21 protein-coding genes are annotated in these 25,887 nt (G+C 40.8%); 12 read left to right on the plus strand and 9 right to left on the minus strand.

Translation table 11 applies throughout. The features are described 5' to 3' along the window. Positions 1 to 164 precede the first annotated feature (164 nt). Positions 165 to 1,601, minus strand: coding sequence for a PLP-dependent aminotransferase family protein (locus EXE10_RS11100; RefSeq protein WP_130113404.1), 1,437 nt, complete (start codon positions 1,599 to 1,601; stop codon positions 165 to 167). A gap of 110 nt (positions 1,602 to 1,711) precedes the next feature. On the opposite strand from EXE10_RS11100, the gene EXE10_RS11105 reads away from it, so the two are divergent. Beyond that, the gene (locus tag EXE10_RS11105) at positions 1,712 to 2,119 is read left to right on the plus strand and encodes a hypothetical protein (protein ID WP_130113405.1); all 408 of its coding nucleotides are present in this window, start codon (positions 1,712 to 1,714) and stop codon (positions 2,117 to 2,119) included. Here EXE10_RS11105 and EXE10_RS11110 read toward each other — a convergent pair. Further along, positions 2,079 to 2,972 (minus strand): LysR family transcriptional regulator, encoded by an 894-nt coding sequence (locus tag EXE10_RS11110; RefSeq protein ID WP_130113406.1) that lies wholly within the window; start codon positions 2,970 to 2,972, stop codon positions 2,079 to 2,081. The genes EXE10_RS11105 and EXE10_RS11110 overlap by 41 nt on opposite strands. Before the next feature lie 369 nt (positions 2,973 to 3,341). Between EXE10_RS11110 and dkgB the strand changes: the two genes are divergently transcribed. Next, entirely contained in the window at positions 3,342 to 4,151 is an 810-nt protein-coding gene (gene dkgB, locus EXE10_RS11115; RefSeq protein ID WP_130113407.1) for a 2,5-didehydrogluconate reductase DkgB, read from the plus strand. Positions 4,152 to 4,163: 12 nt separating this feature from the next. After that, positions 4,164 to 5,333, plus strand: coding sequence for an MFS transporter (locus EXE10_RS11120; RefSeq protein WP_130113408.1), 1,170 nt, complete (start codon positions 4,164 to 4,166; stop codon positions 5,331 to 5,333). A gap of 112 nt (positions 5,334 to 5,445) precedes the next feature. Here the strand turns inward: EXE10_RS11120 and EXE10_RS11125 are convergent, their stop codons facing one another. Continuing rightward, positions 5,446 to 6,096, minus strand: a complete 651-nt coding sequence (locus tag EXE10_RS11125) for an START domain-containing protein (RefSeq protein WP_130113409.1) — start codon at positions 6,094 to 6,096, stop codon at positions 5,446 to 5,448. A 49-nt stretch (positions 6,097 to 6,145) separates the two neighbouring features. After that, positions 6,146 to 6,967: a 4-hydroxy-tetrahydrodipicolinate reductase gene (gene dapB / locus EXE10_RS11130; protein ID WP_130113410.1), complete on the minus strand. Its 822-nt coding sequence runs from the start codon at positions 6,965 to 6,967 to the stop codon at positions 6,146 to 6,148. 283 nt (positions 6,968 to 7,250) lie between these two features. Here dapB and EXE10_RS11135 point away from each other — a divergent pair, with 283 nt between their 5' ends. Both EXE10_RS11135 and EXE10_RS11140 read left to right on the plus strand, forming a co-directional pair. After that, positions 7,251 to 7,433, plus strand: a complete 183-nt coding sequence (locus tag EXE10_RS11135) for a hypothetical protein (protein WP_087553359.1) — start codon at positions 7,251 to 7,253, stop codon at positions 7,431 to 7,433. Between the two features lie 196 nt (positions 7,434 to 7,629). Then, a complete protein-coding gene (locus EXE10_RS11140; RefSeq protein ID WP_130113411.1) occupies positions 7,630 to 7,836 on the plus strand; it encodes a hypothetical protein in 207 nt (68 codons plus the stop codon). 82 nt (positions 7,837 to 7,918) lie between these two features. Here the strand turns inward: EXE10_RS11140 and dnaJ are convergent, their stop codons facing one another. The 4 genes from dnaJ to EXE10_RS11160 form a co-directional block, all read right to left on the minus strand. Continuing rightward, on the minus strand, positions 7,919 to 9,031 hold the full coding sequence (gene dnaJ / locus EXE10_RS11145) for a molecular chaperone DnaJ (RefSeq protein WP_068973359.1): 1,113 nt from the start codon (positions 9,029 to 9,031) through the stop codon (positions 7,919 to 7,921). A gap of 92 nt (positions 9,032 to 9,123) precedes the next feature. Further along, on the minus strand, positions 9,124 to 9,501 hold the full coding sequence (locus EXE10_RS11150; RefSeq protein WP_068973358.1) for a hypothetical protein: 378 nt from the start codon (positions 9,499 to 9,501) through the stop codon (positions 9,124 to 9,126). Between the two features lie 147 nt (positions 9,502 to 9,648). After that, positions 9,649 to 12,795, minus strand: a complete 3,147-nt coding sequence (locus EXE10_RS11155) for an efflux RND transporter permease subunit (RefSeq protein ID WP_130113412.1) — start codon at positions 12,793 to 12,795, stop codon at positions 9,649 to 9,651. 2 nt (positions 12,796 to 12,797) lie between these two features. After that, complete coding sequence (locus EXE10_RS11160; RefSeq protein ID WP_130113413.1) at positions 12,798 to 13,898, minus strand: efflux RND transporter periplasmic adaptor subunit; 1,101 nt, start codon at positions 13,896 to 13,898, stop codon at positions 12,798 to 12,800. Between the two features lie 188 nt (positions 13,899 to 14,086). On the opposite strand from EXE10_RS11160, the gene EXE10_RS11165 reads away from it, so the two are divergent. The 3 genes from EXE10_RS11165 to EXE10_RS11175 all read left to right on the plus strand — a co-directional run bounded on the left by EXE10_RS11165 (position 14,087) and on the right by EXE10_RS11175 (position 19,299). Then, positions 14,087 to 14,704: a TetR/AcrR family transcriptional regulator gene (locus tag EXE10_RS11165; protein ID WP_130113414.1), complete on the plus strand. Its 618-nt coding sequence runs from the start codon at positions 14,087 to 14,089 to the stop codon at positions 14,702 to 14,704. A 261-nt stretch (positions 14,705 to 14,965) separates the two neighbouring features. Further along, positions 14,966 to 17,656 (plus strand): phosphoenolpyruvate carboxylase, encoded by a 2,691-nt coding sequence (gene ppc, locus EXE10_RS11170; protein WP_068973354.1) that lies wholly within the window; start codon positions 14,966 to 14,968, stop codon positions 17,654 to 17,656. A gap of 338 nt (positions 17,657 to 17,994) precedes the next feature. After that, positions 17,995 to 19,299: a solute carrier family 23 protein gene (locus EXE10_RS11175; RefSeq protein ID WP_130113415.1), complete on the plus strand. Its 1,305-nt coding sequence runs from the start codon at positions 17,995 to 17,997 to the stop codon at positions 19,297 to 19,299. A 228-nt stretch (positions 19,300 to 19,527) separates the two neighbouring features. On the opposite strand, the gene EXE10_RS11180 is transcribed toward EXE10_RS11175, so the two are convergent. Beyond that, positions 19,528 to 20,664 (minus strand): TDT family transporter, encoded by a 1,137-nt coding sequence (locus tag EXE10_RS11180; RefSeq protein WP_130113416.1) that lies wholly within the window; start codon positions 20,662 to 20,664, stop codon positions 19,528 to 19,530. Positions 20,665 to 20,869: 205 nt separating this feature from the next. Here EXE10_RS11180 and ribF point away from each other — a divergent pair, with 205 nt between their 5' ends. The 4 genes from ribF (at position 20,870) to EXE10_RS11200 (ending at position 25,789) form a co-directional block, all read left to right on the plus strand. Further along, complete coding sequence (gene ribF, locus EXE10_RS11185) at positions 20,870 to 21,871, plus strand: riboflavin biosynthesis protein RibF (RefSeq protein ID WP_068973351.1); 1,002 nt, start codon at positions 20,870 to 20,872, stop codon at positions 21,869 to 21,871. Positions 21,872 to 21,934: 63 nt separating this feature from the next. Next, the gene (gene ileS / locus EXE10_RS11190) at positions 21,935 to 24,778 is read left to right on the plus strand and encodes an isoleucine--tRNA ligase (RefSeq protein WP_130113417.1); all 2,844 of its coding nucleotides are present in this window, start codon (positions 21,935 to 21,937) and stop codon (positions 24,776 to 24,778) included. Next, positions 24,771 to 25,307 (plus strand): signal peptidase II, encoded by a 537-nt coding sequence (gene lspA / locus EXE10_RS11195; protein WP_087553349.1) that lies wholly within the window; start codon positions 24,771 to 24,773, stop codon positions 25,305 to 25,307. Before ileS ends, lspA begins: the two co-directional genes overlap by 8 nt. After that, positions 25,304 to 25,789: an FKBP-type peptidyl-prolyl cis-trans isomerase gene (locus EXE10_RS11200; protein WP_068973348.1), complete on the plus strand. Its 486-nt coding sequence runs from the start codon at positions 25,304 to 25,306 to the stop codon at positions 25,787 to 25,789. The genes lspA and EXE10_RS11200 overlap by 4 nt, the downstream gene beginning before the upstream one ends. The last annotated feature ends 98 nt before the right edge of the window (positions 25,790 to 25,887 follow it).

Genomic DNA, 25,887 nt, shown 5'->3' on the forward strand with positions numbered 1-25,887 from the left:
GAGAGGTTTGCTATTTAAAAGCCCCTCATTTTAACCTTCTCCCTGAGCCATATATGGCGCAAGGAAAAAGAAGAAAACTTCTTGTAACTAAAATGATTTTTTGTAATGAAAAGCTCCTCCCTTTGGAAAAGGGAGGTTGGGAGGGATTCAAAAATGTATGAATCCTAAGCCACATTTTCTACAGACAATTGCGCTCTGACCCAATCTGCCAACAACACAATCGCATCCTGAATCTCTTGCGATAACTCATGCCCTGCATTTAAACGAATACAATTGTTATAGCGCTTATCCTCACCAAAAATTAAGCCAGGGACGATATTGATGCTGTGCTGTTGCGCATAATAATACATGGCTAAACTGTCGATCTGTTTTGGCAGTTGCAACCACAACGCATAACTGCCATGTGGCTGATTCAGTCGAATCTCAACCCCATAAAAAGCCTGAGAAATAAACTGTCGATATTGCTCAACCTGCGCCATGAGTTTAGGACGCAATTCACTTAAATGTTGCCGATAAGCTCGACTGAAAATCAAATCGGCAAGCCCTAACTGTAAGGGCATATTGACAGAGTCATTTTGCAAAATCAGCGTGGCATGTAAATGTTTCAAACGCTGAGGCAAACAAAACCACCCTACTCGATAAGATGGTGATAAAGACTTAGAAATCGAACTGCAATAAATCACATAACCTGCCCGATCCCAATATTTAATCGGTAAAGGGCGTTTAGCATCAAAACTGCACTCCGCATAAATATCATCTTCGATCACATAACATTGATATTTTTCAGCCAATTGGGCAATTTTTTCTTTCTCTTCATTGCTTAAACAAAAACCCAAAGGATTTTGAAAATTAGCCGTCAGTAAACATACTTTTGCCCCTGAGTTTTGCATCACCTGTTCAAGACGCTCGATATCAAAACCTTCAGTATTTGCAGGAATTTCGATGATTTTTCTTTTTAATAATGCCAACAATTGCAACTGACCATTATAGTTAGGTGTTGGAACAATGATGCTATCTCCTTCATTACTAAAGCTTTGTATCATCACTGACAATGCAGGCATACAGCCATTGCTGATGTAAATATCATCCTTGTCGATATAAAAACCATCCTCTGCCCAATGCGCTGACAACGCTTCACGCAAACGTGGATGACCTTGTCGATTGTTATATAAAAAATCCTCAGGCTTACAATGCTTTAATGCACGTTGAATCGAACGTCGAAGTGCTTCAATCGGAATAAAATTCGGTGATAATTGAATTGATCCGAGATGAATCAGACGATTATTGGCAGAGGCTTCATGAATTTGAATTTGCAACTCTAAGTTAGAAACTTCACGGGATTTGGACTTAAAATCGGGATGATCAGGCAGTGCAATATTTGGTGTTTTTTGCTGTGTTTGGACAAAATAACCTGACTTTTCTTTGACATAAATCAAGCCTTGCGCTTCAAGCAATTCATAACAACTTTTTGCCGTATTCAAGCTAATGTTTTGTAAAGTTGCAAATTGGCGCAATGAACTTAAACGCTGTCCTGTTGCCAATTCACCACTATAAATTTTCTGTGCAATCTGTTGCGCTAAAGCCTGATATTGAAAAGCCATATCTGTACCCAAATTTTAATATTTGTTGTATCTGTATCTATAAACTTAACAGATTTATGCTTCTTTCACAGCCAATTTTTATCACTGGATACATTTGAAAGGAGAAAATAATGAAAATAATCACCCTCATCGGTACAGCTTTGATTTTGAGTGCATGCCAACCACAGCAAGTCAACCAAGCTGCTCAGCAACAACATTTTATTTGTAAATCTTTGATCGAAGGCTTTTTAAAAACACAGCGTTTGGGTGAATATCAACTTGATCATTTACAACCGAATTTACATCACACAGCGGCAAACAGAGCCTACAGCTATCGTGTCAGCAGTGATGTCAACATGCGTATTAACATGCCAATACAGCAGAATTTGGATTTTGAATGTCAGCAAAATTCAGCACAACATTTTGAGATCAAACTGCTGAACAAAGCGCAAGGAAACAGCCAAAGCTTGCTCAGTTTGGACTTACCTCCACAAAAAACTATCGATACTTTGACAGCTTTTGCGCTAAAAACTCAATAAATAAACGGACACGTTTTGGCAAGTGCTCTTGCTGATAATACACCGCATGGATGCGCTGTTCATACAGCTCAATTTGATCTTCAAAGAGCGCGATCAAATGACCTTGTTTTAAATCTTTCGAAATTTCAAACTCAGATAATCGTGCGATTCCATGCCCACGCAAACACAATTGGCGCACCGTCTCTCCACTGGAAGCTTTAATTTTGGGTCTCACAACAAGCTTTTCACCCGTATTGACACGAATCGGCCATGTATTCAGATGACCGCCTTTACTAAAGCCAATTTGTGCATGCTTTAAAATGTCTAAAGGCTTTTCAGGATAACCATTCCGTTCTAAATATTCAGGGCTTGCAACAATATATAAGCGACTTTTACATAATAATCTGGCATGTAAACTTGAATCATTCAATTCACCAAAACGAATTGCCACATCAGTTTTATGCTCTAATAAATCAATAATTTGCTCATTGGTATTTAACTCAATTTCAATATCTGGATAAAGTTGAACAAATTCAGACATCAATGGTGCAACCACGTGTAACACAAAAGGAGTGGCTGAATCCACTCGGATCAAACCCGATGTATCACTATCTGATTTGAGTAAAGCATCTTCTGCTTCATTCAGATCATGGATAATTTTTCGGGCTTTTTCTAAAAATAACTGCCCTTCTTGGGTCAATTTTAACTTACGTGTAGTACGCTCCAACAAAGTCACATTGAGTTTAGATTCAAGGCGTTGCAAAGCTCGACTGACACCTGATGTGGTTTGTTGCAAATGCTCAGCTGCACCGACAATCGAACCACTATCGACAATGTGAATAAATGCCTGTAATTCTTCTAAGGTGGATTTCATTAGCTTCATCCTTATGTGATATGCAAATTTCTAAGCTTTCTATCGTCTGTAAAAATTTATTGGACGTCCCTTCTCCCTTTGGGAGAAGGTTAGGATGAGGGAGGTTTTCAGTTAAATTTTTCCCCTATTGTAAAACCATATTCCTTATACTTTCAAACGGAAAGCAACTTTTGAAAAAATTAAAATCATTTATAAATTAGTACTATAACTCACAACCAATACAAGTTTAGGCTGTTCAAAAAAGTTTAATCAATATTGTAACACACCAATTATTATTGATTAATAGTCAACAATATTTTGCATATTCACCTATTTTTTAGCAACAATAAAAACTACAAAATAGCCGTAACTAAAAATGAAGCATCTCCCATGAATAAAATCGTCCCCCAATTTGGTGTTGGTACATTTCGCCTAACAGGACAAACTGTGATTGATTCTGTCAAAACAGCACTTGAGGTTGGCTATCGTGCGATTGATACCGCACAAATCTATGGCAATGAAGCAGAAGTCGGACAAGCCATTGCTGAAAGCTCTGTGAATCGAAATGACTTATTTATCACCACGAAAATTTGGACAGATAACTACGCAGCCGACAAGCTTATTCCAAGTTTAAAAGACAGCTTACAAAAGCTCAGAACGGATGTAGTCAATCTCACTCTGATTCATTGGCCTGCACCGAGTTTAGGAATTTCTGTCGCAGAAATGATGCACAATCTGCTCGAGGCTAAACAACAAGGTTTAACTGAACATATTGGGATTTCAAATTTCAATATTGATTTAACTCAACAAGCCATTGATGCTGTGGGCATTGAAAATATTGCCACCAATCAAATTGAACTCAGTCCATATTTGCAGAATCATCAATTGGTGAATTTTTTACAATCACAAAATATTGATGTGACTTCATATATGACTTTGGCGTATGGCAAAGTGTTAAATGACCCTGTGTTGAATGAGATCGCCAAAAACCATCAGGCATCAACTGCACAAATTGCCTTAGCTTGGGCATTACAACGTGGTTTTTCTGTGATTCCATCATCAACCAAACGTGAAAATTTGATTGTAAATTTAAAAGCTCAAGATATTCAATTAAGCCTTGAAGAAATGCAAATGATTGAAGCCTTAGAGCGAAATGGGCGTGAAGTAAATCCCGAAAATCTAGCGCCTAAATGGGATTAAGAGAATCAATTCATGAAAATTAACTTTCCCCTCCTCGCCCTAGCCATCGGTGCATTTGCTATTGGCACTACAGAATTTTCACCAATGGGCTTTTTGCCACAAATCGCTGAAAATCTGAATATTTCCATTCCCACCGCAGGCATGCTGATCACTGCATACGCTTTGGGTGTCATGATTGGCGCACCGATCATGACCTTATGGTTTGGACACTTTTCACGGCGTAAAGCACTGATGATTGCCATGAGTATTTTTACGATTGGCAATATTTTAGCCGCGATTGCACCAAGCTATTGGGGCTTGATGGGCGCACGGATTCTCACCAGTTTAAATCATGGCGTATTCTTTGGTATCGGTTCAATCGTCGCGACCAGTGTCGTGCCGAAAGATAAACAAGCCAGTGCAGTTGCAATGATGTTTATGGGTTTAACCATTGCCAATATTGGCGGTGTACCTTTGGCAACATGGGTGGGACAAAATATTGGTTGGCGCATGGCATTTGCCGCAATTGCGGGATTAGGTGTCATCACCATGTTGGCATTGTGGAAAGCATTACCTGAGGGTGCCGTTGGACAACGTCCCAATGTCAAAGCTGAACTACAAGTGTTAACCCGTAAACCTGTCGTCCTTGCCTTGCTCACCACTGTCATGAGCGCAGGCGCGATGTTTACCCTGTACACTTATATCGCCCCAACACTGCAAAATATTACCCATGCCAGTCCAAGTTTTATCACCATGATGTTGGTTTTGATTGGGGTTGGTTTCTCCATCGGTAATCATTTCGGGGGCAAATTTGCAGACTTGTCTTTGACCAAAACACTTACAGGCTTCTTATTGTTGCTAATGACAATGATGTTGCTATTTCCGATTCTTGCACAAACCAAGATGGGTGCGGCATTGGCATTGGTTGTATGGGGCGCAGCAGCCTTTGCGGTTGTCCCTCCTTTACAAATGCGCGTCATGGCTGTAGCGCATGAAGCACCCGGCTTGGCATCTTCAGTGAATATCGGAGCGTTTAACCTAGGTAATGCGGTTGGTGCTGCCGCAGGTGGTGCAGTTCTCAGTATGGGAATGAGCTATGCGGCTGTGTCTATTACAGGCGCTGTCCTCACAGCATTGGCATTGATTTTGGTTTTGATCCAAATGAAAATGTCGAGACCAGCCATGACTGAAACTGTTTGCTAATAAGTATAAAAATCCCACAATCATTGATATTGTGGGATTTTTTATTACGCTTTTTAGGCCATGCCTTGTAATCCAAATTTTTGATTTATCTTGAAAATCTCGGCTTAGAACATTATTTTAAAACAGCAGGTAAAGCAGGCAATGCTTTATTTTTTGCCAATTCTGCTTTCATCTTTTGCAACATCTGATAAGGCTGTTGTTCAACCAACATATTAGTCACACTTTGTGGAATCGAACCTTCAGGATCAGCAAAACCTGTGGTACTGACTTTGACTTTATTAGCCGAAACTTTTTGGAACGTCCAATCACCTTCATAATTTTTTAAACGGATAAAATTGGCATCAATTGCTTTGCCTTGTGTAATCGCTTTATTTTTAATGCTAATCACACCATTACTGTCTTTGGCAATTTTGCCTTTGACGACCATATCTCGGTCTTTCAATGGAAATGGAAAATCCAAAACCATATATAAAGTGAACTCACCTTTGGCATCATCACGACTCAGTACTTCGGCTTTTGCCACATTCGGTACCCATTTTGGCGCGTTATTGACATCTAAAACCAATGCGACAGCACGTTCAATCGGTGCATCCAACGTAGTTTCTGCCTTATAAGACATCACCGTGTTTTTCGGATCTTTAAAAGTCCATACTTTGATATTGTTTTTGTCGAGGCTAAGTTTTGCATCACTTGGCGCTACTGCCTGTGCAGTCAGGCTCATGGCACTGACTACACCTGCAAAAAACATCACTGTTTTTTTCATTTTTTTATTCAAATTGCTATCGTTGTTTTAAATCATAGCGGATTGTGTTTTAAGCTTGAATATCATTTAAGCCTAAAACATCCTTCATATCGTATTTTTTTGCATCTTTGCCCACAACCCAAGCTGCTGCACGCACTGCACCAGAAGCAAAGTTCATACGACTGGTCGCTTTATGCGTCACTTCTACACACTCACCTTCACCAATAAACATCACCGTATGTTCACCCACGATGTCACCACCACGAATGGTTTCAAAACCAATGGTTTCACGCTCACGTGGACCTGTATGCCCTTCACGACCATAGACAGCCACTTTTTTCAAATCACGACCTAAGGTATCAGCAACCGCTTCACCCATCATCAATGCTGTACCTGATGGCGCATCTACTTTGTGACGGTGATGTGCTTCAATGATTTCAATATCCACCGTATCACCAAACACTTTTGCAGCCAGCTCAAGTAATTTGATTGAAACATTCACACCCACCGAATAGTTTGCAGCATAGACCACAGGTGTTTGCGTCGCAGATTCATTTAAAACTTGCTTTTGCTCATCTGAAAAACCAGTCGTACCAATGACCATGGCTACGCCCGCTTCACGACATAACTTTAAGTTATTTTCAGTTGCCGCAGGTGCAGTAAAATCAATCACCACATCCACATCTTTGAGCACTTCTTCTAAGCTGCCAACAACCTTAATCCCCACTGCGCCAATCCCTGCAAGCTCACCTGCATCTGCACCAATGAGCGAACTTTCTGGGCGTTCAACGGCTGCTGCCAATTGATAACCTGCTTGTTGTACCGCTTGGATCAATGTACGACCCATACGACCACCTGCACCTAAAATACCAATGCGTGGAGTTGCTGACATGTTGATCTTCCTAAATCTAAATTTAAACATTGTGCCTACTATAGCAAAACTCTGAACCGAGGCTAAGTTAGATCGTTAAAAATACTATGAAGTTTTTTCAGCCCCTTGAAAATTTGGAGTAAAAAATTACTGATCTACAATCAAAGTAATTGATTTTAAAAACAAGCATTGCTAAAAGGCTAAAAATTTAAGACCTAATTAAGCCATTTTCATCAAAGTGCAAAAATCACACAGCAGACTACATGCCACGAATGAAAATAAAATGATTTATAAGGAGATCTATATGCATTCGAATAAAATCGCTTTCGCACTTATCATGGGAATGATGGCTACAACAACTTGGGCAGCATCTGCACCTGAAGTACAACCGACCACAACGACTCAACCCGCAGCAACGCCGACATCGACATCTGAACCACAACCTGAAGTCCGCGTTGAAGACATTGATGCACCGATTTTAGAATAATGACATTTCAAGCATCATCTTTAGAGGATATACCCGTATCCTCTTACTTTTTAAATCAAGTAACAACCTAACAGAATCCATAAAATCAAATAAAACACCACGATTCATTTACATCAAAAATATAAAATATTTTAAAAATTTAATTAGAATAAGCCTTGTTTGAAAACACTGAAAATTGAGTATTAAGGATAATGTAATGCAACTTAAAAAAATAATACTAGGTCTAATTTTATCAATAAGTTATGTACATGTATGGGCAGATGATACCACAACACCCGATTCGCAAAATACTGAAACACAAACCACCACCACGACAAAACCTGCTGTTATCCTCCCTCAAGATGAGGATGAAATTGATGCGGCCCCCGATGATCATGAATTTGAAGTTACACCTAATAAATAGTTTTAGACATTTAAAAATCAAAAATAAACCATAAAAAAACGGAGCAATTTAAGCTCCGTTTTTATTTCATCGAATATTGAAATTAATCAAATAAACGATCGAAGAATGATTTTTTCTTCGGTGAAGATTTATTGTCATCACTTTCCATTGTCGCTTGAAGTTCTTTCAATAACTCACGTTGACGACTGGTTAAGTTCACTGGCGTTTCAACCACAATACGGCACAGTAAATCACCTTGCATACTGGTACGAACAGGTTTTACACCTTTACCACGTAGACGGAACATTTTACCTGTTTGAGTACCCTCAGGTACTTTCAAACTGACACGACCATCTAAGGTTGGAATTTCAAGCTCTTTACCCAAAGCAGCATCGGCAATGCTGACAGGTACATCCATATAGAGATCTGCGCCATCACGTTGGAAAATCTCGTGTTCACGAACAACCACTTCAACGTATAAATCACCTGACTGACCATCACGAATCGCTTCACCTTTGCCAGATAAACGAACGCGATCACCATTGTCCACACCCGCAGGAATGGTCACTTCTAAAGTTTGTTGACGGTCTTTTACACCCGAACCATGGCAAGTGTTACAAGGGTTTTTTATGATCTTGCCTTGACCACGACATGTGCTACAGGTTTGTTGTACTGAGAAGAAGCCTTGTTGCATACGCACTTGACCAGCGCCATGACAAGTCTTACACGTTTCAACATCATTTGGATTTTTAGAACCTTTACCATCACACACATCACATGGTGCAGGTGCAGTAAAAGTAATGGTTTTCTTCACGCCTTTAACCGCTTCTTCTAGCGTCAATTCCATCACATAACGTAAATCTGAGCCACGGCGCGCACGTTGCTGACCACGGCCACCACCACCAAAAGCGCCACCGAAAATGTCACCAAACTGGCTGAAAATGTCTTCGGCACTGAAACCACCGCCAAAGCCACCACCGCCCATACCGCCTTCAAAGGCACTATGTCCCATACGGTCATAAGCACTGCGTTTATCGCTATCCGAAAGAATTTCATATGCTTCTGCACATTCTTTGAATTTTTCTTCAGCTTCAGCGTTGTCTGGATTACGGTCTGGATGATACTTCATCGCCATCTTACGGTAGGCTTTTTTAATTTCATCATCACTAGCGGTTTTAGCAACACCTAAAACCTCATAATAATCACGTTTAGCCATGATTGGCGATGCTCCACAAAATTTGATAATACTTCTATGCAGAGTAAATTGGGGGCGATGTTATTTTTTACAAGTTTGAATATTGAATTTTTTTAAAAAACAGCTTTTTTCTGCATATATTTACTAAATCCCTGAAACCAAACATTCAGTAAAAATAACCATGCAATTGCGCTAAAGACTACACCTGCAACGGTACAGGCTTTCACCCAAATCATACTATCCCAATAAAAGAAGATGAGCGGAATAAACCACAGTCCAGCAAAAGCAGCAAGGATCAAAAAAATGACAGCATTACGCATAATCCACAATGCTTGTGCATGAATCCAAACCTCAGCATCATCCACCACCGCTACTTTACGTGCTAACCAGTAGGCGAGCACCGCTGTAATTACCGTAAATAATGCGAGGAACATCAACAAATAAGCACTCGTGATATATCTACGATGCTGTTCTAAATTTGTTTGCCCCATGTGCGCTTTTGACCTCAAACTCATTGCATAGCGACTCTTGTTATATAGCGTTATTATGCAACGAAATTTCCTGTGTTATTTTCTATAAAAGATTAAGTGCTACTATATTGAAATTTTCAATATTTCGCACCTAATATTCACAAAAATTTATGTATTTTCGACAGGTTTTTTCACTTTAAACCATGTTGCATAAAGCGCAGGTAAGAAAAATAACGTTAAAAGCGTCGCAATAATTAAGCCTCCCATAATTGCAACAGCCATCGGTCCAAAGAAAATACTCCGAGAAAGTGGAATCATTGCCAGTACAGCTGCCAAAGCAGTAAGAATAATCGGGCGTGCTCGACGTACAGTTGCATCTAAAATCGCATCCCATTGATTGTGGCCTGCGCGAATATCTTGCTCAATCTGATCAATCAGAATTAAAGAGTTACGCATGATCATACCTGACAGTGCAATCGTGCCCAGCATCGCCACAAAGCCAAATGGTTTGTTAAATAAGAGTAGAAATAACACCACACCGATTAAACCTAAAGGTGCTGTTAAAAACACAATAAATGAACGTGAAATACTTTTCAACTGAATCATTAACAAGGTAAAGACCACAGCAAGGAATAATGGCATCCCTGCATTGACAGACGTTTGCCCTTTGGCAGATTCCTCAACGGTTCCTCCAACTTCAACTAAATAACCACTTGGTAAGGTTGCACGGAGTTGATCTATTTTTTCAGTCAACTCATTCACCACCGTTGCAGGCTGTAACTTGGTTCGAATATCTGCACGTACCGTAATGGTCGGTAAACGATTGCGATGCCAGATAAGACCGTCTTCAAACTTATACTGTAGTGTCGCGATTTGTGCCAATGGGACTGTAGTGCCATTACTGGTCGGTACAGCCAAACTTGATAATGCTTCAACATTAATTCGTTCAGCCTGATCCCCACGGATACGTACATCAATCAATTCACGTTTTTCACGATATTGATTAATGATCGCCCCTGAAATTGAACTATTTAAGAAATTGGCTAAGTCCTCGGAAGTGACTCCCATTTGACGTGCACGATCTTGATCAATATTGAGTGAAATAATCTTGCTTTGCTCACCCCAATCCAGATGCACATTGGTGGTATTTGGATTTTCACTGATCAATTTCGCGACTTTTTGTGCTTCTTGGCGCACGGTTGGAATATCTTCACCAGACACACGGAACTGCAATGGATAACCCACAGGTGGGCCATTTTCCAACAAAGACACACGAGTACGCACTTGTGGCAGTAATTGACGAATTTGCGTATCTAAGGACTTACGGATTTCATCACGATCATCCAAAGAAGATGCCAAGACCACAAACTGTGCAAAACTGGCTTGTGGCATTTGCTGATCTAATGGCAAATAGAAACGTGGTGTGCCTGTCCCCACATAAGCCACATAATTATCAATGCCTTTTTGCTTGGCTAAGAATGCTTCCACTTTTTTCACGGCATTTTCAGTTGCTGTCAGAGATGCACCTTCTTCCAACTTTAAATCTACCAAGATTTCAGCACGATTCGAGGGTGGGAAAAACTGCTGTGGTACAAATTTAAACATGACAACTGAAAGTACAAAGATACCCACAGTAATTGCAATCACTGTTTTACGATAGCTCACACACCAATTCACCACCTTTCTAAAGCCTTGATAAAAATTCGACTGGTACGGATCGAAATGCTCACCTGTATGATGAATTACAGGTTGGGGTTCAGGTTGTTTGCGTAAGCGTGCTAAGAGGCGCTGATACCACGGCGCTTTTTGTGCCTCTTTAGTAAAATCAGGCAGTAATTTATCACCCAAATACGGGACAAAAATCACCGCTGCAAACCATGAAACAACCAGTGCAATAGTCACCACTTGGAAAATCGAACGAGTATATTCCCCTGTACTTGATGCTGCTGTGGCAATCGGTAAAAAGCCTGCTGCGGTAATTAGAGTTCCTGTCAACATCGGAAATGCAGTACTGGTCCATGCAAATCCTGCCGCTTTCATTCGGCTATAACCTTGCTCCATTTTAATCGCCATCATTTCAACGGCGATAATGGCGTCATCGACCAATAGTCCTAAGGCGAGGATCAAAGCACCTAAGGAGATTTTATGCAGTCCAACATCAAATAAATTCATTCCCGCAAAGGTCATTGCCAAGACCAATGGAATAGAAAATGCCACCACCAGACCTGTTCTAAATCCTAAGGAAAAGAAACTTACCAATAAAACAATAATCACGGCTTCGGCTAAAACTTTGACGAATTCATGAATACTACGCTGTACCGCGACAGGCTGATCAGAAACTTTTTTCAGTTCCATGCCAAGTGGTAAAGTCTTTTGTAAAGTTTGGAATTCTGTTTCCAAGTTTTTCCCTAAGGCAATGATGTCACCACCTTTACGCATCGACACGGCGAGCCCGATACCATTTTCACCATTAAAGCGCATACGCGGTTGCGCAGGATCACTAAATCCGCGATAGACCTCTGCCACATCACCCAATTGAATGGTTTTATCACCAACCAATAACGGCATATTTTTCAGATCATCAACGCTATGTAAGGCACCACTGACACGGACTTGAATACGATCAGTTCCCGTTTCAAAAAAACCTGCATTATTGACACTATTTTGTTTTGCCAAAGCAGCTTGAATCGTCGTAACAGGAATGCCCATTTGCGCAGCTTTGGTATTAGACAATTCAATCCAGATTTTTTGATCTTGCAAACCAACCAAATTCACTTTGCTGACATCTTTAACCCGTTGTAAACGAAGCTGTAAGCGGTCTGCATATTCTTTCAAAGTGGCATAATCATAATCTTTGCCTGTGAGTACATAGATATTGCCGAATGTGTCACCAAATTCGTCATTAAAAAATGGACCTTGAACGCCTGAAGGAAGCTGAGTTTTGATGTCACCAACTTTTTTACGGACTTGATACCAAACATCAGGAATCTGACTCGATTTTAATGAATCTTTTGCCATAAACATGACCATCGACTCACCTGGACGTGAGTACGCCATGATCTTGTCGTACATGCCTGTACTCATCAATTCTTTTTCAATCTTATCGGTGACTTGTAAAGACACTTCTTGCGCTGTCGCACCTGGCCAATAGGTCTGTACCACCATCACTTTAAAGGTAAACGGTGGGTCTTCACTTTGAGAGAGTTTTGAATAGGAAAATAGCCCGACGATACCGAGCAAGATCATAAAATAAAGCACCAAACCTTTATTTTTGAGTGCCCATTCAGACAAATTAAAGGAGTGAAATAGACTCATACTCATGCTCCTTTTTGAATGGTAACAGCACGATTTTCACGATCTATCGGTTTAATTTTTTGCTTTTCACGTAATAAATGCACGCCACCAACAACCACCCATTGCCCTGCATTTAAACCGCTCAAAACAGGAACACTGTCACGACCATACGCACCCAAGCTTACATTCACTTTATGAATGGTTTGATCTGAATTTACCACCCAAACATAAGGCTGATCAGTATTTGAAGATACACTTGAGAGTGGAACACTTAACACATTTTGAATATTTTGATTAAAGAATACCCGCGCACTTTGCCCCAATTGAATCGCTGACTGCCCTTCTTTCAAAGCCACTTTGACACTAAAGGTACGTGATTGATCTGCTGCAGGCGAAATTTCTCGAACATAGGCAGCAAACTTATCTTGCGGTTTAGACCACAAAGTAATCCATGCATTTTGCCCCACTTTAATCTCTGAAATCGCTTGCTCAGGTACACCGATGACCACTTCACGGTCACCATCAATTGCCAATTGATACGCTGCTTGCCCTGCTGAAATCACTTGCCCTACTTCAATATTGCGTTGCGTAATTACCCCATTTTTATTGGCGATCAATTGGTTATAGCCAGTTTGATTGGCGGATACATCATAATTAGACTGTGCTTGCTTTAAACTTGCCTGCGCAGCATCGTATTGATTTTTGACTGAATCATATTGTGAACGACTCACGGCATTGATCGGAAGAAGCTGTTGAAAACGCTTAAATTCATCTGCAGCAACTTTGGCTGCCGACTGCGCACTTTCAAGCTGCGCTTTGGCTGAATTCAATTGTAGTTGTGCGTCTTTGACATCGAGTTTTGCCAACACTTGTCCAACTTTGACACGATCGCCAACATCGACATAACGTTCAGTAATTTGCCCACCGACTCGGAATGCCAATGCCGTTTGTTGTCTTGCTTGCACCTCACCTGCATAACTTTTTTGATCTTCATGTGAAGTTGCAGGTTGAGCAACCATCACCAATGGAATTTGTTCTGCTTCAGGTGCAGGTTTGCTACACCCCACTACGGTGACACTACACAAGATCAACAAGCTTGTGACCATCAAATTTAGACTACGCATAGGCAAGGCTCTTATTCAAATGCATTTTTTAGGGCAAAATAGAATGACGAGTGAAGCTAGAATGGCATTTCATCTGTAAAATGCGACAAAACTTCAATTGTTCATTTTTTAATTAATATACTGCATGGTACAATAATTGTGAATACGGTATCTTGTAATTGACCACTTTTGTTTTTTTGGAAATTATTGTGCAAACAACTGTTGGACGTCCAAAGGACTTAGAAAAACGCAAACATATTGTAGAAGCAGCAAAAATGCTGTTTTTAAAATTGGGCTATCACGGTTCCAGTATGAATCGTATTGCTCAAGAAGCAGGCGTGACCAAACTTACGGTATATAACCATTTTCAAGACAAAGAAACGCTGTTTACCTGCGCCATTGAACAAACCTGTGAAGAGTCGATCAGCGCTCGCCCTTTGCGTTTAACGGAAAATAGTGACTTTCAAGCATCGTTTTACCAAGCTTGTGAATTGGCAATGAATGTGATCAACTTGCCTGAAGCCATCAAACTTGAACATTTACTTTTAGAATTGGCGAGTGAAAATAACCCCTTAGCCATGCGTTTTTATACTGCATCCCACAAAAGAATGTCCGATGTCTGGCTCGATTTTTTTGAACAAGCAACGACACTAAAATTTATCAAAGCAGATGTACTCGAAAAACAAATGAATTTAATGCTGTCCTTGCTACTTGGTGTACGCCACCATGAAGTGCTACTCGGCATTCGCCCATCGCCAACACCCGAAGAAGCCCAGCAAATTATTCGTGAAAGTATTGATTTATTTATGTTGAAATATAAAGCCTGATCGAACTATTAAAAAACTAAATAATCTCTAATTCTTGTTTCAGGCATACTCGAAGCATATATCAATCTATTGACCTATGTTTAATGAAGAAAATCAATTTAAAAATAGGCAATGAAATACCTGTAATTTAGACATTAGCTCCGAGCTGAAATACACCACTGCTGACTTCTTATACAGTCCTTTACATACTTTTGTAGGGAGTCACTTGGAATGTGAACAAATCGAGTTATAGTCGAAAGAACAAGAACTGGAGAGTGACAGATGATTCAACAAATTGATGCTCCACTGCGTGAAGATGTACGCTTACTCGGAAACCTTTTAGGCGAAACATTAAAGGAACATGCAGGACAAGATTTGTTTAATCAAATTGAACAAATTCGTGCATTAGCCAAAGGCGCACGAGATGGTCAAATTGAGGCAGAAAAACAACTTGAACAACTGTTTCTCAATCTAAAAGATGATGAAATCTTGCCACTGACCCGTGCATTTTCACACTTCTTAAACTTTGCCAATATCGCAGAACAATATCATGTGGTACGTAGCCGTCGCCAAAGTGAGTTTGAAGAAGCTCAACCTTCGCCGAACGTGTTAATTCCACTGTTTGAACAATTTAAAAATAAGAACATCAGCACAACGCAACTGTATCAACAAATTTGTGAACTTAAAATTGAACTGGTACTGACTGCGCATCCAACAGAAGTCAGTCGTCGTACCCTGATCCAAAAATATGATGGCATTAACAATTGTCTATCAACTTTTGATCAGCAAAAACTGACACCTAAACAACGTGTAGCAGTACTGGAAGATTTAAAACAGCTGATCGTTTCAGCATGGCAAACCGATGAAATTCGTCAGCACCGTCCAACGCCTGTCGATGAGGCAAAATGGGGCTTCACCACAATTGAGCAAACCCTGTGGAATGCAGTGCCAAAATTCATTCGTGAGTTAGACGGTTTGGTACAAGACAATTGTGAAAAACCATTACCACTGGATATTTCTCCAATTCGTTTTGCTTCGTGGATGGGCGGTGACCGTGATGGTAACCCAAATGTAAAACATCACATCACCCAAGAAGTACTATGGTTATCGCGTTGGAAAGCCGCTGACTTATATGTCCGTGATATTGAAGACCTACGTTGGGAATTGTCGATTGAAGCCTGTTCAAATGAACTCACTCAAGCTTTAGGTAAAACTCATCCTGAACCATATCGTGAATATTTGCGCTCAACCCGCGAACGCTTAAAAGCAACACGTCAATGGCTCGCAGACAAATTGCGTGGACTGCATTCAGATGTCGACCGTAGTCTAATCATTCGTCATAAAGATGAATTATTACAACCGCTTTTACTTTGCTATCGCTCATTGATGGCATGTAATTTACCTGAAATTGCCAATGGTAAATTGCTCGACTTTATCTACCGTGTAAATTGTTTCGGTATTGAATTACTGAAATTGGATATTCGCCAAGAATCAGGTCGTCATCGTCAAGCGATCTCAGCCATTACCGAATATTTAGGACTGGGGAATTTTGAAACGTGGACTGAACAAGCCCGTCAAAACTTCTTGATTCAAGAATTACAAAGCAAGCGTCCATTGTTGCCAAAACATTTAAATGAACCTGCGGGTAGCTTGATTCAGCATCCAGATGTACAAGAAGTCTTTGCTACGATGCGTACCTTGGCAGAACAGCCAAAGGAAAGTTTAGGCGCATACATCATTTCCATGGCGGAATATGCCAGTGATGTGTTGGCGGTTTTATTGCTGCAAAAAGAAGCAGGCATCGAGCATCCTTTACGTGTTGTGCCATTATTTGAAACACTCAAAGACTTGGATGGTGCTGCCGACACCATGAATACCTTATTCAATATGCATTGGTACAAACAGCATATTCAAGGTAAACATGAAGTGATGATTGGTTACTCGGATTCTGCCAAAGATGCAGGCTTCATGTCAGCCAACTGGGCACAGTATCGCGCACAGGAAGAATTAACAGCTGTTGCCAAACAACACGGCGTTCAATTGACCTTGTTCCACGGTCGTGGTGGCTCAATCAGTCGTGGTGGTGCTCCAACACAACAAGCCTTATTCTCACAACCACCGGGTTCAATTTCAGGGGCGATTCGTGTCACTGAACAAGGCGAGATGATCCGCTTTAAATTCGGTTTAGAAGAAATTGCCTTACAGAATTTAGAAATTTACGCAGCTGCGACACTTGAGGCGACATTATTACCACCGCCTGAACCAAAGCAAGAATGGCGAGATTTGATGCATACCATGACTGATTTATCGGTACAGGTTTATCGTCAAACGGTGCGTGAAAATCCGCATTTTGTGAAATATCTCCGTACTGTCACCCCCGAACTTGAACTACAAATGTTACCGCTTGGTTCACGCCCTGCGAAACGTAAAGTCAGTGGGGGGATTGAATCGCTACGTGCTATTCCGTGGGTATTTGCATGGACACAAATCCGTTTGATGCTTCCAGCATGGCTCGGTACTGGTGCGGCAATTAACCAAGTGATTGGTCAAGGTCAAAAAGCAGTTTTAGATGAAATGTTGGCTGAATGGCCATATTTCCAAACCTTGATCGACATGTTGGAAATGGTACTATCTAAAGCAGATTCTAATATTGCCTTATATTATGAAGCACATCTGACTGATGACGAAGACTTAAAAGTACTCGGTGCTGAATTACGCCAACGCTTACATGATGCCGTACAAACTTTATTGGCAATGAAAGGCGAATCTAAACTTCTTAGTTCAAATGAAGTATTAGACCAAGCCATGCGTGTGCGTAAACCGTACTTATTACCGCTACATTTATTGCAAGCTGAACTAATGAAACGTCGTCGTGCCTATTTGGCTGAAAAGCAAGCTGAACATACGCCTGTCGATCATGCACTGATGGTCAGTATTGCAGGGATCGCGGCAGGTCTACGTAATACAGGTTGATCTGATTGTTCTAAATTTAAACGAGAAATATCCAGTATATTTCTCGTTTTTACTTATAAAGTTAAAAAAATGTCGACTGCATCAATAAAAATAAAATCACCAAACATTTGGATGAAAAAAAATTAAGCAATTGCAAAATATTCAATTCGAGTATGTTTTCACATTTACAATTTTTAATACTTTGATTTTACTTATTAACACATTTTAATTATTTGACCACTTGGTATAAAACATCAATTTTCCCTAATAAATGCAAGCCCTTAGTTTGACTAAAATGATTAAAACTGACTTCAAACAAGCGTATGATGTGTCCAATTTGTCTTTCGAGTGCTCATTTTATGTCCAACTGGTTTCCCAAATGGCGTCCTTATACTGGCAGCATCGATGCAAGACCTGTAGGAACCAATGAATATTTACCCCCTGCGCAAAGTGTAGTCTTGGGGATTCAACATGCATTTGCCATGTTTGGTGCCACTGTACTCGCACCATTTTTAATGGGTTTTGATCCGAACCTTGCGATTTTAATGTCAGGGATTTGTACCATCTTGTTCTTCATCATGACAGGTGGACGAGTTCCAAGTTATTTAGGGTCTAGTTTTGCCTTTATTGGTGTGGTGATTGCAGCAACAGGTTATGCAGCTTCTGGTACAGGCGCAGCCAATCTGAATATTGCCCATGCCGCAGGCGGGATCATGGCATGCGGTATTTTGTATGCGATTTTCGGCTTTATTGTCATGGCAACAGGAACCAAATGGATTGAAAAACTCATGCCACCTGTGGTTACAGGTGCTGTGGTCATGATCATCGGTTTAAACCTTGCACCCGTCACCGTCAAAGGTGTTGCTGGCAACAACTTTAATATGTGGATGGCATTGGTCACCGTACTGTGTATGGGTTCAATTGCTGTTTTCACCAAAGGTTTATTGCAACGTCTATTATTATTGGTCGGTTTATTATTGGCTTATTTGATCTATTTCATTGTGTCTAATGTCATGGGAAATGGTACACCAATTAACTTTGCACCGATTCAAGAAGCGGCTTGGTTTGGTACGCCAACTTTCCACGCACCTGTTTTTGATGTCAATGCAATGCTGATCATTGCCCCAATTGCATTGATTCTTGTTGCTGAAAATCTTGGTCACATCAAAGCTGTCAGTGCCATGACAGGTGAAAATCTTGACCCACACATTGGTAAAGCCTTTGTTGCTGATGGTATTGCAACCACACTGTCAGGCGGTGTTGGTGCACCCGGTATGACCACCTATGGTGAGAACATTGGTGTCATGGCAGTCACCCGTGTTTACTCAACCATTGTTTTCGTAATTGCAGGTGTTTTTGCGATTTTCTTAGGATTTTCTCCAAAGTTTGGGGCAATCATTCATACCATTCCAACCGCGATTCTGACAGGTGCTTCGATTGTTGTCTTTGGTTTAATTACCATTGCGGGTGCGAAGATTTGGATCGAAAATAAAGTTGATTTTTCCAAGAATAAAAACTTAACGGTTGCAGCAGTGACCATCATTTTGGGTACAGGTGACTTTGCCCTTCAGTTCGGTGATTTCAACTTAGGTGGTATCGGAACTGCAACTTTTGCAGCCTTGATCTTGAACTGGTTCTTTAGTTTAAACGATAAGTCAGAATAATTTTAAAATAATCAATTGAAAGTTTTAGAGCAGTCGAAAGGCTGCTTTTTTATTTCACAATTCATACTTAGATCAAAGAATTAAGAATTTAAAAATAAGAATAATTGCTTCAAACTCAAATGAATTACAATCAAAAAAGCCCTTAACATAAAATGACTAAGGGCTTTGATGTTTTTAAATCATCTAAATAACTTTTGGATTGCTTTTAAATAACTTGCTAATCAACCACTAAGCCTGTTCTCTCTCCAACAACGCCTTTAAACATGGTGAAAAGAATAGGTGTCCTTGGTACATGCCTTTCACGGTTTTCACCATCACCATCACCCAAAGCAACATCAAGATTGCAGCAAATGCCAAACCTGCATCAACAATAAAATTGACATGGATTTGATGACCCAAATTCAACACTGCCAAAGTGAATACGCCCAATGGGAAAGTTAAACCCCACCAACCAAGATTAAATGGTAAATCTTTGGCAGCGTGTTTGAGTGTGGTTAAAATCGCAATCGCAAACCACCAAATCCCAAAACCAAGTAAGATAAAGCTTGCCACGATGCCTGCATTTTGGAAGAACACACCCAGTTGCTGCATCTGAATAAAGGCTAAAACTTGTGGTGCTTGTGCCCCTAAAACTAACAATGCCAAAGCACCTGTACCAATCGGTCCTAAAGCCAACCAACCTGTGATCGCCAACTCTTTACTTGGTAATTGATGCAATGCCAAACGCAACATCAAAATGCTCAAAATTCCAAAGGCAGGCAGTACAGACATGCCCCACAACACATAACTGGCGAATAGAATCCCAACCGCTTGCTGTCCTGCAGGTAAATGTGCCAATAATAAACCACCTGAAGTTGCAGCAACCTCACATGCTACAATTGGCAATAACCACATCGCAGTCATGGTCTGCAATTCGTGCTTTTGTTGACTGAACATGAAAAATGGCGCAATGATTCCGATCAGTACAGCCAAAATTGCATCGAGATACCACAAGCTTTGCGCAATTTGCACCGCAACATCACCATAAAGCGCGATACCATATTTTAAAAAGCCATTGATCACTGTCGCGAGTCCCATCGGTATCGCCCCTAAAAACAGTGCCATACTAGAATGAGAAAAAATCTGCCGTGCTTCATGAGGATAAATCAGCCAACGTAAAATATAGAGCACACTAAATGCGCAAAATAATAAAGTATTGAATTGCCACAAACCTGTACCTAATGCCCAAAACAACTCATGCGCAAAAGGAAATTCAGATATGATCAAGGCAACCACACCAGTACCCATAGTCATGGTGAACCAATTCGGAGTAAACTGACGAATCACGTCTCGCGTTTGATTCAATTGATAAAATGGCTTTTGCATCGCTTCATCCTCATTTCAGCAGATAAATTGATTATAAAAGCCACTATTAATAAATAAAATTGATTTGTTTTTATAAAATGAATCAATTTTCCTGATATAAAATAAATTATCAATAATTTTTTCTGGATAAAAACACAACAACAAAGACGAAACTGTGAGAATATGGCAATATATACCTTTCAAATTTTAAGCTTATTTTGAAATCATGCAGCTGTTACGTCTAAATGCCTTAGCACCGAATTTTCAATTGCCTCCGACCGCAGTGACGATCGGCAATTTTGATGGTGTCCATTTGGGACATCAAGCCATGGTTTCACAACTGAAAGACGTTGCCAAAACACAAAATTTAAAAACCTTGGTGATGATTTTTGAGCCTCAACCTTTAGAGTTCTTTAAAGGCTATGAAGCACCGCCACGTATTACGTCACTCAGAGAAAAAGTAGAATATTTAACTGAGCTGGGTGTGGACTATATTGCGATTGCTAAATTTGACAATCAATTCCGTAGTTTAAGCGCTGAAGAATTTGCTGATTTACTGAAAAATCAACTGAATGCACAAAGCTTGGTATTGGGTGATGATTTTCATTTTGGAAAAAACCGTCAGGGCAACAGCGAATTTTTAAAACAATATGGCTTTGCTGTCACCAACTTAAATACAGTTGATTTTAATGGTGAACGTGTCAGTTCGACCCGTATTCGCCAAGTCTTACAAGCAGGTGATTTATCACTGGCTGCAAAATTGTTGGGTCGTCCTTATAGCATGACGGGTCGTGTGCAATATGGCGATCAAATTGGGCGCACGCTGAATTTCCCAACCATTAATGTGCGCATGGGACGCCATCGTCCATGTCTCAATGGTATTTATGGCGTGGATGTGGTGTGTGAAACCCTGTCATTGACCGACAAAGTTAAAGCAGACAATCCTGCTAAATTGGGCGTTCAGGGTTACCAAGAAAATGCACTGTATGGTGCAGGTCATGTCGGTACGCGCCCAGCGATTAAACAGGAACATCCAGAATGGCGATTAGAAGTACATTTTCCTGATGTTTCTGCTAATCTGTATGGTCTGTTGATGCGGGTCACTTTCCTCGACTATTTACATGGTGAATTAAATTACCCATCTCTTGAAGCGCTACAAGCGGGAATTGATGATGATGTCGAGCGACTGCTTGAGTTTCGTAAAAACACCCCCAAATTTCCTTTTTAAACCCGATTTTTTATTGTAAAAACGCGTCAGCAATGGTGCTGATAATATTGGAAGACAACTTGCATGAGCGATAAGCAAACTCCTGAAAATGCTGTGGATTATAAATCTACGCTGAATCTACCAGGTACTGAATTTGCGATGAAAGCAAATCTCGCAGTACGTGAAGCGAAATGGTTGGAAGAGTGGTATGCCGACAACATTTATCAGCAGATTCGTGCATCGCGTATTGGCAAGAAAAAATATGTGCTCCATGACGGCCCTCCGTATGCAAACGGTCAGATTCATTTGGGTCATGCGGTCAATAAAGTCCTCAAAGACATCATCATTAAAAGCCGTGTCATGGACGGTTTTGATGCGCCATACGTACCAGGTTGGGACTGTCATGGTCTTCCAATCGAACTGAAAGTTGAAGAAAAAGTCGGTAAAGTGGGCGTAAAAGTTGATGCCTCTACTTTCCGTAAAGCTTGCCGTGAATATGCCAATACACAAATCGAATTACAGAAAAAAGATTTCGTGCGTATGGGTGTGTTTGGTGATTGGGACAAACCTTATTTGACTATGAACTTCAAACAAGAAGCGGACATCGTTCGCTCATTGGGTGAAATTGCCAAAGCAGGTCATATCGAACCAGGTCTTAAACCTGTCAACTGGTGTCTGGACTGTGGTTCTTCATTGGCTGAAGCTGAAGTCGACTATAAAGACAAAAAATCGGATGCAATTGATGTCGGTTTCGGTGTAGTTGATCTTGCTGATCTATCTGAAAAAGTCGGTGTGACTGTATCCAATCCTACAGACATCGTGATCTGGACAACTACGCCTTGGACGCTTCCTGCGAACCAAGCGGTTGCCTTGCATGCTGAAATTGAATACCAACTGGTTGAAGTTCAAACTGAACGTGGTACACAGAACCTAATCTTAGCTAAAGATTTAGTTGAGTCTGCGTGTGAGCGTTACAAACTTGAAAATCCAAAAGTATTGGCGGACTTTGTCGGTGCAAAACTTGAGAATTTAAAACTGCAACATCCATTGCTTGCAGAGCGTCAAGTGCCTGTGATTTTAGGTGAACACGTCATTGCAACCAGTGGTACAGGTGCGGTACATACAGCCCCTGGTCATGGTGTGGACGATTATAAAGTTGGCTTACAGTACAACTTGAAAGTGGACAATCCTGTAGGCGGTAATGGTGTGTATTTACCGACTGCACCGATTTTTGCAGGCGAGCACATTTACAAAGCCAATCCACAAATCATTGCAGCATTGAGCGAAAGCAACAAGCTTTGGGCACATGTGCCAATCATGCACAGCTACCCACACTGCTGGCGCCATAAAACACCAATTATTTTCCGTGCAACACCACAATGGTTTATCAGCATGGATAATAAAGGCTTACGTCAGGATGCTTTGAATGCCATTGAAAATGAGATCGGCTTTGTCCCAGACTGGGGTAAAAACCGTATCCAGTCGATGATCGAAGGTCGTCCAGACTGGTGTATCTCACGTCAACGTACTTGGGGTGTGCCAATCCCATTCTTCGTGCATAAAGACACCAATGAGTTGCATCCACGTACTCCTGAGTTGATCGAAGAAGTTGCCAAACTCATCGAGAAAGAAGGGATTGACGGCTGGTATAACCGTGATGCGTCTGAGTTTATCGGTGCAGATGCGGAACAATACAATGCAGTACGTGACACTTTAGACGTATGGTTCGACTCTGGAACAACGCATTATGCAGTACTTCGTGAACGTGAAGAATTGCAAGATCCTGCGGATTTGTATCTTGAAGGTTCTGACCAGCATCGTGGTTGGTTCCAATCATCATTGTTAACATCAATTGCGATCAACAAACGTGCGCCATATAAAGCTCTTCTTACTCACGGTTTCGTGGTGGATGAGAAAGGTCGCAAGATGTCTAAATCAATCGGGAATATCATTACCCCGCAAGACATCATCAAAGATATGGGCGCAGATGGTTTACGTTTCTGGATTGCTTCTGCCGACTATCGTTATGAAATGACGGCTGGTAAAGAAATCTTCAGCCGTGCGTCTGATGGTTATCGTCGTATCCGTAATACTTTACGTTTCTTATTAGCAAACTTGAATGGTTTCAAACCTTCGACAGACTGCTTGCCAGTCGATCAATTGATCGCGCTTGATCAATACATCCTGCAACGTGCGGCTGATGTACAGAAAACCATTCAGCAAGCTTATGAAGATATGAACTTCCATATCGTGACCAATGCTTTGACCAATTTCTGTATCAATGACTTAGGTGGTTTCTACTTAGACATCATCAAAGACCGTCAGTACACCACTAAAGCGGATTCACAAGCACGTCATTCTGCACAAACGGCCTTGTATCATTTGGTTCAAGCATTTGTACGTTGGATGTCACCAATCTTGAGCTTCACTGCGCAAGAAGCTTGGCCATTGATCCCTGAACAGTCTGAAAAATATGTGTTTACTGCGGAATGGTATGACATTCCAGTTTCATCAACTGCGAACCTGATCTCAGAAGCAGATTGGCAAACCTTGATCACGGTTAAATCAGCCGTGAACAAACAAATCGAAGCTGCACGAAATGCCAAACTGATCGGTTCTAACCTGTCTGCCAAAGTAGAACTTTGGGCAAATCCTGAGTTGAAAGCAGTATTGGATCAACTCGGTGATGAATTGCGCTTTGTCTTGATCACTTCAACTGTGATTGTAAAAGACTTTGATGCTGCACAAGGCGAAGCCACTGATCTTGAAGGCTTACGTGTTCAAGTGTCAGCAGCTGAAGGTGAAAAATGTGCACGTTGCTGGCATGTTCTGCCTGATGTAAATACACATCTTGAACATCCAGGACTGTGCGCACGTTGTATTATCAACCTTCCTACAGGTCAAGGCGAAGAGAGAAAATATGCCTAATCCACAGAATAAAAAGGGTTTATTCCAGTTTTATCCACACAATTTAATGTGGCTTGGACTTTCTGTCCTCGCCATCATTATTGATCAGTGGACAAAAAACATTGCAAGTACACATTTGACTTATGCAGATCCTGTACCTGTATTGCCCTTTTTAAATTGGACATTGCTACACAATTACGGCGCAGCCTTTAGCTTTTTGTCCGATGCAGGTGGATGGCAACATTATTTATTTACGGGTCTAGCAGGCATTGTATCCATCATTTTTATTTTTTGGCTGATGCGTATGCCAAAAAGTACGGTGATTTTACCGATGGCGATTGCTTTGATTCTTGGTGGTGCGATTGGTAATTTGATTGATCGTATCAGCTTAGGTTATGTGGTCGATTTCATTCATGTGTTTTACCAAAACCATCACTTCCCTGCATTCAATATTGCAGATAGTGCGATCACCTTAGGTACCATTTTATTGTTAATTGATACTTTCTTTTTAGAAAAGAAACGTATTCAAAATGCGGAAAGCGCAAAATGACTGACGAAATTATTAATCCGAATGAAGAAACCCGCGTTGCGGATGGTTCAAAAGTAGATCTTCATTTTTCTGTTGCGATCGAAAATGGCGTTGAAATTGACAATACCCGTAGCCGTGAAGAGCCTGTGAGCCTAGTCATGGGCGATGGCAGTTTATTGCCAGGTTTTGAAAAAGCCTTATTTGGTCTTCGTGCAGGCGACCGTCGTACCGTTAGCCTTCCGCCTGAAGATGCTTTCGGCCCTTGGAATCCTGAAAATGTGCAGAAATTTGACACTGTAAAATTCGAACAGCGTCCTGTTGAAGGTCACATGATGGAGTTTGAAGATAAAGCCAAGCAAAGCTTATTTGGTGTGATCAAAACTGTAGGTGAAGACATCACTGAAGTGGATTTCAACCATCCACTGGCAGGTAAAAACATTACCTTTGAAGTGGAAATTTTCAAAGTTACCCCTGCAGGTCAGCAAGGTGTGAAATTGATGTAATCGCATCAACAAATGTTAAAAAAGCTCCTGAGGGAGCTTTTTTGTTGAGGTTTTGAATAAAATATCATATGAATTTATCGGTTTATATTTTGAACCTT

It is taken from the genome of Acinetobacter sp. WCHAc060033 (genome assembly GCF_004209125.1).
Lineage (GTDB): Bacteria > Pseudomonadota > Gammaproteobacteria > Pseudomonadales > Moraxellaceae > Acinetobacter > Acinetobacter wuhouensis.

Bases quoted from the DNA above. Each gene is read 5' to 3' on its own strand.
- EXE10_RS11100 (WP_130113404.1), bottom strand. From the start codon at position 1,601: ATGGCTTTTCAATATCAGGCTTTAGCGCAACAGATTGCACAGAAAATT.
- EXE10_RS11105 (WP_130113405.1), top strand. From the start codon at position 1,712: ATGAAAATAATCACCCTCATCGGTACAGCTTTGATTTTGAGTGCATGC.
- EXE10_RS11110 (WP_130113406.1), bottom strand. From the start codon at position 2,972: ATGAAATCCACCTTAGAAGAATTACAGGCATTTATTCACATTGTCGAT.
- dkgB (WP_130113407.1), top strand. From the start codon at position 3,342: ATGAATAAAATCGTCCCCCAATTTGGTGTTGGTACATTTCGCCTAACA.
- EXE10_RS11120 (WP_130113408.1), top strand. From the start codon at position 4,164: ATGAAAATTAACTTTCCCCTCCTCGCCCTAGCCATCGGTGCATTTGCT.
- EXE10_RS11125 (WP_130113409.1), bottom strand. From the start codon at position 6,096: ATGAAAAAAACAGTGATGTTTTTTGCAGGTGTAGTCAGTGCCATGAGC.
- dapB (WP_130113410.1), bottom strand. From the start codon at position 6,967: ATGTCAGCAACTCCACGCATTGGTATTTTAGGTGCAGGTGGTCGTATG.
- EXE10_RS11135 (WP_087553359.1), top strand. From the start codon at position 7,251: ATGCATTCGAATAAAATCGCTTTCGCACTTATCATGGGAATGATGGCT.
- EXE10_RS11140 (WP_130113411.1), top strand. From the start codon at position 7,630: ATGCAACTTAAAAAAATAATACTAGGTCTAATTTTATCAATAAGTTAT.
- dnaJ (WP_068973359.1), bottom strand. From the start codon at position 9,031: ATGGCTAAACGTGATTATTATGAGGTTTTAGGTGTTGCTAAAACCGCT.
- EXE10_RS11150 (WP_068973358.1), bottom strand. From the start codon at position 9,501: ATGGGGCAAACAAATTTAGAACAGCATCGTAGATATATCACGAGTGCT.
- EXE10_RS11155 (WP_130113412.1), bottom strand. From the start codon at position 12,795: ATGAGTCTATTTCACTCCTTTAATTTGTCTGAATGGGCACTCAAAAAT.
- EXE10_RS11160 (WP_130113413.1), bottom strand. From the start codon at position 13,898: ATGCGTAGTCTAAATTTGATGGTCACAAGCTTGTTGATCTTGTGTAGT.
- ppc (WP_068973354.1), top strand. From the start codon at position 14,966: ATGATTCAACAAATTGATGCTCCACTGCGTGAAGATGTACGCTTACTC.
- EXE10_RS11175 (WP_130113415.1), top strand. From the start codon at position 17,995: ATGTCCAACTGGTTTCCCAAATGGCGTCCTTATACTGGCAGCATCGAT.
- EXE10_RS11180 (WP_130113416.1), bottom strand. From the start codon at position 20,664: ATGCAAAAGCCATTTTATCAATTGAATCAAACGCGAGACGTGATTCGT.
- ribF (WP_068973351.1), top strand. From the start codon at position 20,870: ATGCAGCTGTTACGTCTAAATGCCTTAGCACCGAATTTTCAATTGCCT.
- ileS (WP_130113417.1), top strand. From the start codon at position 21,935: ATGAGCGATAAGCAAACTCCTGAAAATGCTGTGGATTATAAATCTACG.
- lspA (WP_087553349.1), top strand. From the start codon at position 24,771: ATGCCTAATCCACAGAATAAAAAGGGTTTATTCCAGTTTTATCCACAC.
- EXE10_RS11200 (WP_068973348.1), top strand. From the start codon at position 25,304: ATGACTGACGAAATTATTAATCCGAATGAAGAAACCCGCGTTGCGGAT.